Here is a 14331-nt window from a genome sequence, read left to right on the forward strand (position 1 = left end):
CGTTTACCATGTCGCGCCAAAAGGGTTCCTGAGACAGGGACTTGGCGGGGAAAGCCACATGGACACGTATCGGGGCAGTTTCATGGATCGCGGCGCGGATGACGCGCCGGCGTACGATTACGCCGATGACGAAGACGGCCACGAAGTACCGCCCAGCCCGGTCGGGCAGGACGAGCGCCGCATGCAGGTGCGGGCCTACAACCACTGGGCCAGCCTGCTCGACAACCGCAATTTTCCCTCGATCGAGGATCTCGATCCGGCAGCACTGCCTGATTTCGGGCCGTACAGCGTGCTGCTGGACTTCACCGGGGGGATCGAGAATCCCTCGATCCAGTACCTGGGCGACAAGCTGGCCGATGAGTGCGGGACCGAGGGCGACATCCAGACCCTGGAGGACGTGCCCAGCCGCTCGCTGCTGTCGCGGATTACCGACCACTACATGCAGATCATCGCCAATCAGGCGCCGATCGGGTTCGAAGCGGAATTCGTCAACCAGCGCGAATCGACGATTCTCTATCGCGGCATCCTGCTGCCGTTCTCCAGCGACGATGACACCATCGACTTCATCTATGGCGTGATCAACTGGAAGGAACTGGCCGATCAGCGCACCACCGATGCGCTGCTGCAGGAAATCGACCAGGCGCTGGAGCCGCAATCGCACCGTACGCCCGATGCCCTGACCGACTGGGCCGATGGACCGGCCGATCTGGTCGCGACCGGCAGCAGCCATGACGACTGGGACGATGGCGACGACGTTCTGGACCTGGCCGATTTCGCGCCGTCCGCTCCGGGCGGGCTGAGCCTGCCGTCGCCCGCCTTTGGCAGTGAAGACCTGGCGATGCCGGGCTTCCCGCTGGACGACGATGCGCTGGTCCTGTCCGAAGCCCTGCCAGAGCCTGACGCGGCGGACATGGAACTGGCCGATTGGCTGGCGTCCGCCCGTGAACTGGCCGAAGCTGCGCGTGGTTCCGAAGACCGCACCCGCAGCGCGCTCTATGCCGCGATTGGCCGGGCCTATGATTTCTCGCTGGCCGCTGTCGAAGCCCCGGCGCAGTTCGATGAACTGGTGACCGAATCGGGCCTGACCGTGCAGGATCGTGCGCCGATGACACCGGTGGTGAAGCTGGTGTTCGGGGCGGATTACGACAAGACGCGCCTGACCGAATATGCCTCCGCGCTCAGCCATGCCCACCGCATCGGCCTGCCGCGCGGCACGCTCTCGCGCTTCCTGTCCGAAGCACCCGGCGGCCTGAAGGGCGTGGTGAACGAAGAGCGCCGGCTGAAGCGCGAGGAAAGCGGCAAGGAAGCCGCCGCCCGCGAAACCCCGCGTGAAGCGCTGGCCCGCAAGCTGCGCAAGATCGAACCGCAAAGCTTTGCCGACATCGCGCCGGAAGGCAGCGAATTTACCCTGCTGATCGCCCGCCGGATGCCCGATGGCACCGTGGTGCTGGTTGGCGAAGTGCCCGACGACGTGCCGCTGCTGGAACGCGCCGCGCGCAAGCTGGTCGGCTGAACCCATACCCTGGCGAGAGGGGACCGGCAGGGCGTCATGCTTGGGCATGGCGCCCTGTTGCTTTGCGGGTTAGGTAGCGGGGATGAACGCAACTTCTGACCGCGGGCGGATTGGCTGGATGGGCTGGACCCTCATTATTCTGGCACTGGTGGCAGCCGCGCTGTTCGGCGCCTGGCGCTATGCGATGGCAACCAATGCGGTGGCGCTGCTTGACGGGGCCGACTGGGTGCTGGGCGGCACGGCCGGGACGGTCGTGGCGGCGGCTGAGGTGCCGACCGGTCCGCATCCTGCCCAGCGGCTGGAAGTGATCGCGCCGGACCAGCCCGGACCCCACCCGGTGGTGGTGTTCATTCACGGCGGCGGGTGGCACAGCGGGATTCCGGGCGATTATCACTTTGTCGGTCGCACGCTGGCGCGCGCTGGCTACCTGGTGGTGCTGCCGGGTTACCGGCTGGGCGCGGATGGGCGCTATCCCGCGATGCTGGAAGACAGCGCCGCGGCCGTGCGCTGGACCATGGACAACGCCGCGCGGCTGGGCGGCGATCCGGGCCGGGTGTTCTTGATGGGACACTCCGCCGGAGCCTACAACGCGGTAATGTTGGGCCTGGAACAGCAATGGCTGGACCGGCAGGGCGTGCCCAACGGCTTTGTGAAGGGGGTGATCGGCCTGTCCGGGCCGTATGATTTCGCGCCGTTCACTACCGACTCGGCGGTCGCCGCGTTCGGCCATGTGGCCGACCCGGCGCAGACCCAGCCGGTCCGCTTTGCCCGCGCCGGCGCCCCGCCGATGCTGCTCCTGACCGGGGACGAGGACGTCACGGTCAAGCCGCGCAATTCCATCGCGCTGGCCAAGGCGCTGACCGCCGCTGGCGCGCCGACCCAGGCGGTCGTGCTGAAGGGAGTGGACCATGCCGGAACGGTGATGAAACTGGCCCATCCGTTCCGCCGCGATGCGCGTGTGCTGGATGCGGCGCTGGCGTTCCTGGCGGCGCAGGGGGCGCCTTCAGCGGCGGTTCAGGCTGGGTCGCGATAGGTTCCCTGATGCGCGCTGTCTCTCGATTGCTGGCCCACCTGGGGGCCGTACTGGCCCTGCTGGTGCTGGCTGCACAGCCGGTCGCGGCCCAATCGATCCTGCGCGACGCGGAAACCGAAGCCCTGTTCCGCGACATGTCCGCCCCCCTGATCGCGGCGGCCGGGCTGGACCCCAACAATGTCGACGTGGTGCTGATCAACGATCCTTCGCTCAACGCTTTCGTTGCGGGTGGGCAGGCGATCTACCTGCACAGCGGCCTGATCAACGAAGCGCAGTCGGTGGGGGAAGTGCAGGGCGTGATTGCCCACGAACTCGGCCATATCACCGGCGGCCACGTAATCAGCGACGGTGGCGGCAAGGCGGCGCAGGGCATCTCGATCATGTCGCTGCTGCTGGGTGCGGCGGCGGCGGCAGCCGGGGCAGGCGAAGCGGCCATGGGCGTGATCATGGCCGGTCAGCAGGCCGCGCTGGGCAAGTATCTGGCATTCAACCGCAGCCAGGAAGCCAGCGCCGACGCCGCCGGGGCGCAGTACCTGTCGAAGGCCGGAATATCCGGCAAGGGGTCCATCGCGTTCTTCAAGAAGCTCCAGAACATGGAGTATCGCTATGGCTACTCGCGCACCTACGACAACGAGTTCTACCGCACCCACCCGATGACGTCGGACCGCATCGCGACCTTGCAGGACACTTACGAACAGGATCCGGCCTACAACAAACCCTACGATCCGGAACTTGAAGCCCGGTTCCAGCGGGTAAAGGCAAAGCTGTCCGGCTATGTTTCCGAACCGCAGCAGACCTTGCGGGCGTGGCCGGCCACGATGTCGGGCATTCCCGCCCGCTATGCCCGCGCCTATGCCTATCACAAGGACGCCCACGTCGATAAAGCGCTGGCCGAGGCCGACGCGCTGCTCGCCAAGGCGCCGGACGATCCCTATTTCCTCGAACTGAAAGGGCAGATCCTGCTGGAATCGGGCCGCCCGCACGAAGCGCTGGAGCCGCTGCGCCGCGCGACCGAGAAGACCCAGAACCAGCCGCTGATCGCCACCACGTTCGGCCACGCCCTGATCGCGACCGAGGACCCGGCCAACTTCAAGGAGGCCGAGCGCGTGCTGAAGGCCGCCGTCGCGCGGGACCGGCGCAATCCCTTCGCGTGGTACCAGCTGGGCGTGGTCTATGCCGCCAACGGCGATACCGCCCGCGCGCGTCTGGCCAGTGCCGAGCAGCAGGTGATGAGCTGGCAGTTCCCGCAGGCGCTGCGCAGCGCCGAGGCGGCCGAGGCGGCCCTGCCCAAGGGCTCGCCCGACTGGATCCGCGCGCAGGACATTGCCATGCAGGCCCGCGCGGCGATTGAACAGCAGCGCAAACGCAAGTAGCGCTGTCCGTCATGACTGAAAGCAAAGCCAGATCGATCCTGTTCGCACTCGCCGGACTGATTCTCCTCATCGTCGGGGCCATCGGCGGCTGGCTGTTCGAATCCAACCGCACGGAAGAAGCGGTCAAGCGCACGATCCTGGAAAATCCGGAAATCCTGCCGCAGGCCATGCAGGAACTGCAGCGCCGCGAGGCGGAAAAGCAGCTGACCAGCGTGGGCGGCAAACTGTTCGAGCCGTTCCCCGGATCAGTGCTGGGCAACCCGCAGGGCACGGTGACTCTGGTGGAGTTCACCGACTTTGCCTGCACCTTCTGCCGGTCCAGCGTGGCTGACGTGGATGCGCTGATCAAGGAGTTCCCGCAGCTGAAGGTGGTGGTGCGGCATCTGCCGATCCTCTCGCCGCAAAGCGCGGATGCGGCCAAGTGGGGGCTTGCCGCGGCCGAGCAGGGCCGCTTTGCGCAGTTCCATCACGCGATGTTCGCGGCCGGTCGGCCCAGCGCCGAAACGATCGCCGCCGCCGCGCAGACCGCCGGGCTGGACCTGGAGCGGGCCCGCAAGTTCCTGGCCGACCCGCTGGTGAACGCAGAGCTGAGCGGCAACCTCGATTATGCCCGCTCGCTGGGGATCGACGGCACGCCCAGCTGGGTGGTCGGCGACCAGCTGATGACCGGCGCGGTCGGGCGCGAGGCGCTGGCCAAGGCCATTCGCGAGGCCGAGCAATCCTGATCCTTATCGGCCCTGCAAACCGGTGGCTTGGCCACGCGGTTTTCTGCTAGAACGCGTCTATGGCCGTCCTGCCCTTTCGCCCGACCCCGTTCTTCGCCAACAAGAACCGCGCGTTCTGGCGCTTGCAGGCGCTGGGCTGGGGCGGGGCGATGCTGCTGCGCGCGATGTCGGGGCTGGCCAACGGGCTGTCGCTCTCGTTCCTGGTGCTGGTGCTGATCTCCACGCTGACCGGGTTCTCGATCACGCTGATCCTGTCGGTGATCTACCGCCAGCTGATTACTCGCCGCCCGCTGATCACCTGGGGCGTGACGGCGCTGATGCTGCCGTTCGCGGTGGCGCTCTATGCCTTCATCGACGCCTGGGTGAACGAGCTCTATTACGGCGACGCGACGGTCGGCTTCGCGCAGCGGTTCATCGGCCTGTTCTACCTCGATGCGACGCTGCTGGGGGCGTGGTCGGCGCTGTACTATGCGATCAACTTCTTCCTCCAGATCGAGGAGCAGAACGACCAGCTGATCCAGCTGGAGAACCAGGCCACCCAGGCCCAGCTGGCGATGCTGCGCTATCAGCTGAACCCGCATTTCCTGTTCAACACGCTGAACTCGATCTCGACGCTGGTGCTCTTGAAACAGACCGAGCCGGCCAACGCGATGCTCAGCCGCCTGTCCTCGTTCCTGCGCTATACCCTGGTGAACGAGCCGACCGGGCGGGTCACCGTGGCGCAGGAAGTGGACACGCTGAAGCTCTACCTCGATATCGAGCGGATGCGGTTCGAGGAGCGGCTGCGCACCAGTTTCCGGATCGATCCGGTGACCGAGCAGGCGCTGCTGCCCTCGCTGCTGCTGCAACCCCTGGTGGAGAACGCGATCAAGTACGCGGTCAGCACGCAGGAGGCCGGGGCCGAGATCACGATTTCGGCGCAACTCGTCGGCCAGAACCTTCGTATCGTCGTCTCGGACACGGGTCCGGGATTGCAAATGAGCGCGGCCAGCAACAGGTTGAGCGGCGTGACCTTTGATGGCGGCGAACCTGTATCGACTGGCGTGGGCCTCGCGAACATTCGTGACCGGCTGGCCCAGGCTTATGGCGAGAACCATCGCTTCGAAACGATGGAGCCGCCGGAAGGCGGGTTTGCCGTGCTGATCGAGCTGCCTTTCGAACGCCGCGAAACCGCGCCCGCCGCCCTGCCAGAGCAGCGGCGCGCCGGGATCGCGGGCTGATACTTCCCACGCCGCACATCGGGCGGCGGACAGGACCTGGAAATGCCATGACCATTCGCACGATCATCGTCGACGACGAAAAGCTTGCCATTCAGGGGCTGATGCTCCGGCTGGAAAAATTCCCCGACGTGGAGATCATCGACACCTGCTCCAACGGGCGCGAGGCGATCCGCAAGATCAAGACGGAGAAGCCCGACCTGGTGTTCCTCGACATCCAGATGCCGGGGTTTGACGGGTTCAGCGTGGTCAAGGGCGTGATGGAGATCGAACCGCCGCTGATCGTGTTCGTCACCGCCTATCAGGAACACGCCGTCCGCGCGTTCGAGGCGAACGCCGTCAACTACCTGATGAAGCCGGTGGACGAGGACAAGCTGGCCGACACGCTGGAACGCGTCCGCACCCGCCTGGCGGAAAAGCGCTCGGCCGAGGAAGCCGAAAAGCTCAAGACCGTGCTGGCCGAAGTCGCCCCCGACGCGATCGAGGCGATGCCCGACGATGGCGAAGGCACCGCCCGCTATGAAAAGCTGATCAACATCAAGGATCGCGGCCAGATCTTCCGGGTCGATGTGGATTCGATCGAGCGGATCGAGGCGGCGGGCGATTACATGTGCATCTACACCGCCGACAACAGCCTGATCCTGCGCGAAACGATGAAGGACCTGGAACGCCGGCTGGACCCGCGCGTGTTCCAGCGCGTCCACCGCAGCTGGATCGTCAACCTCAACCAGGTCCGCCAGGTCAAACCGCACACCAACGGCGAGTGTTTCCTGATCCTGGAATCCGGGGCGGATGTGAAAGTGTCGCGCAGCTATCGTGATGTGGTGGCGCGGTTCGTGCATTGAGTTGGCTTGGCGGGGGAGTGCTGGGTTCGAAGGCCGAATATCAGCTTCACCTTGGAGAAAATTCAGGATCAGCAGAATCTTGAATCGAAAGTAATTTTCCCTAAAGCCTCTTCCCCCTTTGCAACATCACGTTACTATTTGTGATAGTGCTTGCAGGACGTTGAGGGGAGGAAAGTGAGTGACCGATAGCGGGCTACTTTTTGGAGATCGATTTCTCGCGAGCTATGCGGGACAAATTATCACTGATCCATCAACCGCTATTGTCGAGCTTGTCGCAAACGCGTGGGACGCACATGCCACGCGGGTGGACATCGATTGGCCACGTGTGGGACGTCCATTTCGGATTCGTGACAACGGTGAAGGCATGCGCGCTCAGGATTTCATGCTTCGCTGGCGAATGCTTAACTACAACAGACTGGAGGCACAGGGCTCCCGGAGTATTCCGCCGGCTGATTTAGAGAATGCCGCGCCGCGTACCGTACACGGTAAAAACGGAAAGGGGCGCCATGCTGCATTCTTATTTGGAGATCCCTATCGGGTCCGTACTTGGCGTGATGGCAAGGAACACACCTTTGTTGTGTCACGCTGCCGGACCATGGAGAGGCCTTTTGATGTTGAACAAGTCGACATTTCGAAGGACGTAAATGGACATGGAACGGAGATTACGGGGGGCGAAACGCCGCTTGGCTTGAATGCTGACCAGGTGCGCGAAATCATCGGCTCGCGTTTTCTGACCGACCCAGCATTCGTTGTGAGCGTGGACGGAGTGCCCGTTACTTTCGAAGACCTTTCGCAGGAGAAGATGGCCTGGTCAGACGTAGACGTGCCAGGCTTTGGTGTCGCCAAAGTCCTAATGATAGACGCTCAGAAGGCGGACAAAACCACACGGCAGCATGGCATCGCCTGGTGGGTAAATAAGCGCCTTGTTGGTGAAATCGGGTGGCGCGGCAACGATCTGATTACTGTCATCGATGGGCGTACAAGCGAGGCAAAACGTTTTACATTCATCGTTCTGGCCGATTTTCTGGAGAAGTCTGTGAAGGCCGATTGGTCCGATTTCGATTCAGATGACGATGCGTGGAAGCAAGCCCGAAACCTAGTGATCGAGCATATTCGCAATCTTGTCAGACACGCAATTTCTAGCCGCCGTGCGGAGATTAAGGCCGAAGTGCACGAGCGTATTGACGGCTACTCGCGTGGACTGCCGCCACTGAGTCGAGAGCGGGTAAATGAGTTCGTTGAACAGGTCGCTGATCGATGTCCGAACCTTAGCGGGGACGAGCTGACCCAAGTTGCTGGAATACTTGCGAACCTTGAAGCTTCATCCTCCAAGTACTCGCTGATAGGAAAGCTGCACGACCTTCCGCCCGGGGATCTCGATGCACTCAACCAATTGTTGACTGACTGGACTCTGCGGGTGGCCAAAGACGCGTTGGATCAAATCCAAACACGGCTGAAACTGGTCCGGCAGATGCACGAGACTCTGCGAGACGAGACGGCTGATGAGGTCCGGGATTTGCAGCCGCTATTTGAGCGCTCTTTATGGGTATTCGGGCCAGAATACGAGTCGATCGAGTTCACGTCCAACATGGCAATGGCGACGGTAATCACGAAACTTTTCAAAGGGGATGTCGGGGCTGCGGAGGTAAAGCCGACGCGAAACCGCCCTGATTTTGCGATCCTCCCGGACAGCAGCATTGGGTTTTATAGCCGTCCATCGTACGGTCGCGACGACGGGGAACCGGATCAGATTGAACATTTGGTGATCGTCGAATTGAAGCGGCCGGGTGTAGTGATTCGAGACGAACAGATGGAGCAGGCGAGCAAATATGCACGCGAGCTCCTTCGGTTGGGCTACATATCATCATCGACAGCTGTGACGTGCTTTGTGCTTGGGACGCGCTTGGACATGGTAAACTGGGAGCCCATCGTTCAAGGCAAGGTCATAACCAAAGGTATGATCTTTGAGAACTTCATCAAACGAGCAGAACGTCGAATGCTTAATCTATATGATGCACTCAAGGCGGCGCCGTTCTTGAATGAGGCTGAAGTTGAGAGCTTCATAAATCCCCCCAGACCGGAGCAACCATCGCTTGTCGAAGGCGTAGCTTGAGAAGTGAAAGCGGGACCCCGGATCAGGTCCGGGGTGACGGTGTGTTTGGGGGTGGGGCGGCTTTGGGCTTGTTGGGGTGCGGGCTTAAGGGTGGCATAAACCCCTACCCAAACCCCCGCTCCAAAAACCGCTCCGCCAGTCCGGCCAGCAGCGCCGCGCCTTGGGGCAGGACGGTTTCGTCCAGCAGCATCCGGGTGGAGTGGATGCCACAGCATTGGGTCCAGTCCTCGCCTTCGTGCGAGACGCCCAGGAACAGCATCGCGCCGGGGACCTGTTCCAGCACATAGGAAAAGTCTTCCGCACCCATGATCGGGCGTTCCAGCCGCCGCCAGGCGGGCGGGCCGAACAGATCGGTCACGGCGGCTTCGGCCAGGTCGACCGCGCGGGGGTCGCAGATGGTGACGGGGAAGCCTTCCTCGATCACCACGTCCGCGCTGAGGCCGTGGGCGCTGGCGATGCCGGTGGCGAGTTGCTGCACCGCCGCGTGGAGCCGCGCGCGGTGGCGGGGGGAGAGGGTGCGCATCGTGCCTTTCAGCTTCGCGAAGTCGGCAATGACGTTGTGCGCGGTGCCGCCCTCGATCCGGGCGATGGTGACGACCACGGGGTCGTGCGCGTCGAACTGGCGGGTGACGAGCGCTTGCAGCGCGGTGACGATCTCGCACGCCACGGGCACCGGATCGTGCGCCTGATGCGGCATCGAGGCATGGCCGCCCGCGCCGCGCACGGTAATCTCCAGCTGGTCCGCCGCCGCCATCAGCGGCCCGGCCTTGCCCGTCACCAGCCCGTGCGGGGCGTTGGGCATGACGTGCAGGGCAAAGGCGGCATCGGGCAGCGGCCCATGCGCGCCGCCGCCGAGCAACCCGTCATCCAGCATGAAGCGCGCGCCGTGGTGCCCTTCCTCGCCCGGCTGGAACATGAACCGCACTTCGCCGCGCAAGCTATCGCGCCGCGCGCAGAGCAGCCGCGCCGCGCCGGCCAGCATCGCGGTGTGGGCATCGTGTCCGCAGGCGTGCATCGTGCCGGGGATGGTGGAGGCGAAGGGCAGGCCGGTTTCCTCCGGCATGGGCAGCGCGTCCATGTCGCCGCGCAGCAGGACGCTGCGGCCTGAACCGGCGGTGCCTTTCAGCGTGGCGACGAGGCCGGTGGTGGAGGGGCCTTCCCGCCACTCCAGCGGCAGGCCCGCCAGCGCGGCGCGGACCTTGTCGCGCGTCAGCGGCGTGTGGAGGCCCAGCTCCGGCTCGGCATGGATCGCGCGGCGCAGGGCGGTGAGGTCATCCGCGATGGTGCGGGCGGCTTCAAGCAGGGGAGAGGTCAGCATGGGCGGCATGATAGCCGCCCTTGCCCGCCTGTCGAGAGATCAGGCCCTGAAATCAGGCGTCAATCTTCACCGCGATCCGCCGCGCCGCCGCGTTGTGGGCCAGCACCGACACCACCAGCAGCGCGTTCAGCACCAGCGACTGATAGAGCATGTACCACACCGGGCTGCCCGCGAACATCGACAGCCCCAGCACGATCGCGCGCGGGTTCGGCCCCAGGATCTTGCACAGCAGCAGCAGCGGCGGCGCTTCGGCGCGGACGGCGGCGGCGATGGTGTCCAGCCGCGCGCGGTCCCCCGCCGCGGCCGAAACCGCCGCGTCGATCCGCAAGGCGTCCGGCGTCATCCCGCTGGCAACATTGAGATAGGCCGAGACGAGGCCGGAAAACATCGTGCGCGAGGTCGCCGAATCCTGCGAGCCATGCGAATGGCGCAGCCAGGGCGTGCCATAGACCCACCACTGGTACTGGCGGCGCTGCACCTCGACATGGTTGGCCTGCACCGCGTGGCTGATGCCCGCGAACACGATCAGGCCCCACGCCATCCCGCCGCTGAACGTGCCGCCGGTGCCCGACAGCCACCAGCCCAGCACCAGGTAGAGCACGATATGGCTGAGGTAATCGCACAGCCCGTCCACCATCTCGCCAATCGGGCTGGACCGCCCGGTCAGCCGCGCAAGATCGCCGTCGGCCCCGTCGACCACGTGCCAGCCCATGTGCAGCGCCATGCCCAGCGCCGCCGAAATCGGATAGGGCAGGCTGGTGTAGGCAATCGACGCCGCGATCACCATCAGCGCGCCGAACACCGACACCATGTTGGGCGTCAGCGGCGTATGCGCCAGCCGCCGCGCCAGCTGCCAGGCCAGCGGATGATAAAGGTAGTGGTTAAGCGGGTCCTGCAATTCCCGCGGACGCTGTGGGCGCTGGGGTGCGCCCACGGGTGGTTGTGCCGCTCCGGCTGATCCTGCCACGTTTGCCCCGTGTTGTTGTGCCCGCCCGCCCCTTGGCGAGCGCCTTGTGCGCCCTTATATGCCGTTCGGTCGCCAGCAACAGTGTCTCGCGCGGTTTTCGCCGCAATTAATTGCAGTCTGACCAGCCGCAAAGGACTGAACGATCAAGACCACGGCCCTCCTCGTGTTCGCCGATGCTCCGGTGGCGCATCAGTTGGTGGCCGGCCTGCCCCTTGCCGCGCGGGCGGTTCGCACTGCTGCCGAGGGCGGATATTCCCACATCGTGATAACCGCGCCGGCCCCCTGGCAGCCCGGCGCGGAACTGCAGGCCGAGGTCGCCCGGCTCGCCGCAGGCGCGGTTGTTGAATTCATGGACGAGGCACAGGCCCTGGCCGCCCACCCCGCCGCGCACGCGCTGCCCGGCATGGCGCTGGCCGGAGGCACGCTGCCTGCCCCGGCCGCCCCGGCAGGCATCGCCAGCCTGCGCACCGCTGGCGAATCGCTTGCCGAGCTGGAACGGCGAATCGTGCGGCAGACGGCCAAGGCGGGCGACGGGATCATTTCCCGCCACATCAACCGTCCGATTTCCCAATCGATCTCGCGCCGCCTGCTCAGGCTGGCCTGGATCCGCCCGGTACACGCCACCTGGGGCACTGCGCTTCTGGCCGTGGCGATGCTTGCGGCATTGCTGCTGGGGACGCGCGGCGGGTTGATCGCGGGCGCGCTGCTGTTCCAGGCTGCCTCGATCTTCGACGGCGTCGATGGCGAGATCGCCCGCGCCACGTTCCGCTCCAGCCCGCAGGGCGCGCGGCTCGACAGCCTGATCGATGCGGCTACCAACTTCGCCTGCATTGGCGGAGTTGCGTGGAATTTGCAGCTTCAGGGCATCACTGACGCAGCCCTGGCGGGGGCAGCCGGACTGGCCATGCTGGTCACCGGGCTGACCGTGATCGGGCTGCGCAGCAGGCACGGCAAGGAAGGCTTGACGTTCAACGCGGTTAAGGTCCACTTCAGCCAGCGCCGCTCACGCGTGATGGAATGGCTGACCTGGCTGACCATGCGCGATTTCTTCGCGTTTGCCGGGGCGGTTCTGATCGTGGCGGGGCTGGCCAGCTTCGCCTTGTATGCATTTGCCATCGTCGCGGCGGGTTGGCTGGTTGTCGTCATCGCGGTGATGGCCCGTCATTCAGCTTGACGCGCGCTAAACTTCTTGCTTTTGGCGCGCGATTTCACAATGAGGCGGGTTTCGCGGAAACTCGCAGTTTCGTTCGGAAGGGATCGAACCAAAATGAAGCCTATCAAGGTCGCCATCATCGGTGTGGGCAACTGCGCCAGCTCGCTGGTGCAGGGCGTTGCCTATTACCGCCAGAACAATTCGTCGGAAGGTCTGATCCACGACAAGATCGGCGGCTATGGCGCTGGTGATGCAGAGTTCGTGCTCGGCATCGATGTCGACGCCCGCAAGGTGGGCAAGGACATCGCCGAAGCGATATTCGCCCAGCCGAACAACACCACCGTGTTCATGCCCAACGTTCCCGCCACCGGCGCGAAGGTGATCATGGGCCGCGTGTCGGACGGCGTTGCCCCGCACATGACCACGGTCGGTGAAAAGGGCTTCATCGTGGCCGACGCGCCCGAAGCGACCAAGGAAGGCATCATCGCCGCCCTCAAGGACAGCGGCGCCGAAGTGCTGCTGAACTTCCTGCCGGTCGGTTCGCAGGAAGCCACCGAATTCTACATGGAATGCGCGCTAGAAGCTAAGGTTGCGGTCGTGAACTGCATGCCGGTGTTCATCGCCAGCCGTCCGGAATGGGAAGCCCGCTTCCGCGCTGCCGGCGTGCCGATCGTGGGCGACGACATCAAGGCCCAGGTTGGCGCCACGATCGTCCACCGCGTGCTGTCCAGCCTGTTCGCCGCCCGCGGCGTGACGGTTGAGCGCACCTATCAGCTCAACACCGGCGGCAACACCGACTTCATGAACATGCTGGATCGCCAGCGCCTGGGTTCGAAGAAGGAATCGAAGACCGAAGCAGTGCAGGCGATGCTTGCCACCCGCCTCGAGGACGAGAACATCCACGTCGGCCCGTCCGACTATGTTCCCTGGCAGAAGGACAACAAGCTGTGCTTCCTGCGCCTGGAAGGCAACCAGTGGGGCAACGTTCCGATGAACCTGGAACTGCGCCTGTCGGTGGAAGACAGCCCGAACTCGGCCGCGTGCGTGATGGATGCGATCCGTTGCTGCAAGGTCGCGCTGGAGCGTGGCGAGGGCGGCGCCCTGATCGGTCCGTCGGCCTACTTCTGCAAGCACCCGCCGGAGCAGTTCAACGATGACGTTGCTGCCCAGATGGTGGACGAATACGCTGCGGTTGCGCCGCTGGCCGCTGAATAAGCGCGCGGTCTAACTGACGCACACTGGCGGCGCCGGTCGGTTCAGGCTGACCGGCGCCGCTGTGTTTTTGAGCCTTCCGGAACCTGAAAGCCCCATCATGGACGCCCTGATCATTGCCGCCGGCTTTGGCAGCCGCCTGCGCGACATTTCCGATTCAAAGCCGATGACGCCGATTGCCGGCATCCCGCTGCTCGAACTGGGCGTGCGCCAGGCCAAGGCGGCGGGCGTGAAGCGGGTGGTGGTGGTGACGGGCCACGAAGCGGATCGGCTGGAAGCGGCGCTGCCCGCGCTGGCCGAACGCGCCGGGATTCCGGTAGAGGCGCAGCGCGTGGCGGATTGGTCAAAGCCCAACGGCTGGTCGGTGATGGCCGGGGCCAGCGTGATCGACGGCGATTACCTGCTGATGATGTCGGACCACATCTTTTCCGCGCCGATCCTGCGCGATCTTGCCAAGGCCGGGGGCGCGGACCGGGGCGTGACGCTGGCGATTGATCGGCGCTGCGACAATCCGTTGGTCGATCCGGATGACGCCACCTGGGTCAAGATGGACGAGGCCGGGTTCATCCGTGCCATCGGCAAGACCATTCCCGAATACGACGCGGTGGATTGCGGGGCGTTTCTGGCCACGCCGGAACTGGCGCTGGCCATCCAGGCGGCGATCGACGCCGGCCAGGCGGGCAGTCTGTCCGAAGGGATGCAGCGGCTGGCCGATGCGGGCCGCGCCGCAACGCTCGACATCGGCTCGGCATGGTGGCTGGACGTGGACGATCCGCACATGCACGCTCTCGCCGAAGCGCAGGCCCCGGCGCAACTGCCTGAAATCTACGGCTGACCGAACCGGGGTGCCCCCCCGATCCGG

The 14331-nt window shown here is 64.8% G+C and carries 12 protein-coding genes; 10 read left to right on the forward strand and 2 right to left on the reverse strand.

Going from position 1 to position 14331, the window contains the following annotated elements:
• Positions 1 to 58 precede the first annotated feature (58 nt).
• From IE113_RS02975 to IE113_RS03005, 7 genes are all read left to right on the forward strand, one after another.
• Positions 59 to 1513, forward strand: a complete 1455-nt coding sequence (locus IE113_RS02975) for a PAS domain-containing protein (RefSeq protein ID WP_189538890.1) — start codon at positions 59 to 61, stop codon at positions 1511 to 1513.
• A gap of 118 nt (positions 1514 to 1631) precedes the next feature.
• Positions 1632 to 2546, forward strand: a complete 915-nt coding sequence (locus tag IE113_RS02980; protein WP_229822107.1) for an alpha/beta hydrolase — start codon at positions 1632 to 1634, stop codon at positions 2544 to 2546.
• 8 nt (positions 2547 to 2554) lie between these two features.
• Positions 2555 to 3919, forward strand: coding sequence for a M48 family metalloprotease (locus IE113_RS02985; protein WP_189538891.1), 1365 nt, complete (start codon positions 2555 to 2557; stop codon positions 3917 to 3919).
• Positions 3920 to 3930: 11 nt separating this feature from the next.
• Positions 3931 to 4644 (forward strand): DsbA family protein, encoded by a 714-nt coding sequence (locus tag IE113_RS02990; protein WP_189538892.1) that lies wholly within the window; start codon positions 3931 to 3933, stop codon positions 4642 to 4644.
• Between the two features lie 59 nt (positions 4645 to 4703).
• Positions 4704 to 5864 carry a sensor histidine kinase gene (locus IE113_RS02995; protein ID WP_189538893.1) on the forward strand — a complete coding sequence of 387 codons (1161 nt, stop codon included), beginning with the start codon at positions 4704 to 4706 and terminating at the stop codon, positions 5862 to 5864.
• A 47-nt stretch (positions 5865 to 5911) separates the two neighbouring features.
• Positions 5912 to 6706, forward strand: a complete 795-nt coding sequence (locus IE113_RS03000; protein ID WP_189538894.1) for a LytR/AlgR family response regulator transcription factor — start codon at positions 5912 to 5914, stop codon at positions 6704 to 6706.
• A 178-nt stretch (positions 6707 to 6884) separates the two neighbouring features.
• Positions 6885 to 8819, forward strand: a complete 1935-nt coding sequence (locus tag IE113_RS03005) for an ATP-binding protein (protein ID WP_189538895.1) — start codon at positions 6885 to 6887, stop codon at positions 8817 to 8819.
• A 103-nt stretch (positions 8820 to 8922) separates the two neighbouring features.
• Here the strand turns inward: IE113_RS03005 and IE113_RS03010 are convergent, their stop codons facing one another.
• Both IE113_RS03010 and IE113_RS03015 read right to left on the reverse strand, forming a co-directional pair.
• The gene (locus IE113_RS03010; RefSeq protein ID WP_189538896.1) at positions 8923 to 10146 is read right to left on the reverse strand and encodes a M20 metallopeptidase family protein; all 1224 of its coding nucleotides are present in this window, start codon (positions 10144 to 10146) and stop codon (positions 8923 to 8925) included.
• Positions 10147 to 10189: 43 nt separating this feature from the next.
• The gene (locus tag IE113_RS03015) at positions 10190 to 11035 is read right to left on the reverse strand and encodes a CDP-alcohol phosphatidyltransferase family protein (RefSeq protein WP_229822109.1); all 846 of its coding nucleotides are present in this window, start codon (positions 11033 to 11035) and stop codon (positions 10190 to 10192) included.
• A 232-nt stretch (positions 11036 to 11267) separates the two neighbouring features.
• Here IE113_RS03015 and IE113_RS03020 point away from each other — a divergent pair, with 232 nt between their 5' ends.
• The 3 genes from IE113_RS03020 to IE113_RS03030 all read left to right on the forward strand — a co-directional run bounded on the left by IE113_RS03020 (position 11268) and on the right by IE113_RS03030 (position 14304).
• A complete protein-coding gene (locus tag IE113_RS03020) occupies positions 11268 to 12278 on the forward strand; it encodes a CDP-alcohol phosphatidyltransferase family protein (RefSeq protein ID WP_189538898.1) in 1011 nt (336 codons plus the stop codon).
• A gap of 93 nt (positions 12279 to 12371) precedes the next feature.
• Positions 12372 to 13472, forward strand: a complete 1101-nt coding sequence (locus IE113_RS03025) for an inositol-3-phosphate synthase (RefSeq protein WP_189538899.1) — start codon at positions 12372 to 12374, stop codon at positions 13470 to 13472.
• A gap of 97 nt (positions 13473 to 13569) precedes the next feature.
• Positions 13570 to 14304 carry a phosphocholine cytidylyltransferase family protein gene (locus IE113_RS03030; protein WP_189538900.1) on the forward strand — a complete coding sequence of 245 codons (735 nt, stop codon included), beginning with the start codon at positions 13570 to 13572 and terminating at the stop codon, positions 14302 to 14304.
• Positions 14305 to 14331: the final 27 nt, after the last annotated feature.

It is taken from the genome of Novosphingobium arvoryzae (genome assembly GCF_014652615.1).
Taxonomy (GTDB): Bacteria; Pseudomonadota; Alphaproteobacteria; order Sphingomonadales; family Sphingomonadaceae; genus Novosphingobium; species Novosphingobium arvoryzae.

Bases quoted from the DNA above. Each gene is read 5' to 3' on its own strand.
- IE113_RS02975 (WP_189538890.1), top strand. From the start codon at position 59: ATGGACACGTATCGGGGCAGTTTCATGGATCGCGGCGCGGATGACGCG.
- IE113_RS02980 (WP_229822107.1), top strand. From the start codon at position 1,632: ATGGGCTGGACCCTCATTATTCTGGCACTGGTGGCAGCCGCGCTGTTC.
- IE113_RS02985 (WP_189538891.1), top strand. From the start codon at position 2,555: ATGCGCGCTGTCTCTCGATTGCTGGCCCACCTGGGGGCCGTACTGGCC.
- IE113_RS02990 (WP_189538892.1), top strand. From the start codon at position 3,931: ATGACTGAAAGCAAAGCCAGATCGATCCTGTTCGCACTCGCCGGACTG.
- IE113_RS02995 (WP_189538893.1), top strand. From the start codon at position 4,704: ATGGCCGTCCTGCCCTTTCGCCCGACCCCGTTCTTCGCCAACAAGAAC.
- IE113_RS03000 (WP_189538894.1), top strand. From the start codon at position 5,912: ATGACCATTCGCACGATCATCGTCGACGACGAAAAGCTTGCCATTCAG.
- IE113_RS03010 (WP_189538896.1), bottom strand. From the start codon at position 10,146: ATGCCGCCCATGCTGACCTCTCCCCTGCTTGAAGCCGCCCGCACCATC.
- IE113_RS03025 (WP_189538899.1), top strand. From the start codon at position 12,372: ATGAAGCCTATCAAGGTCGCCATCATCGGTGTGGGCAACTGCGCCAGC.
- IE113_RS03030 (WP_189538900.1), top strand. From the start codon at position 13,570: ATGGACGCCCTGATCATTGCCGCCGGCTTTGGCAGCCGCCTGCGCGAC.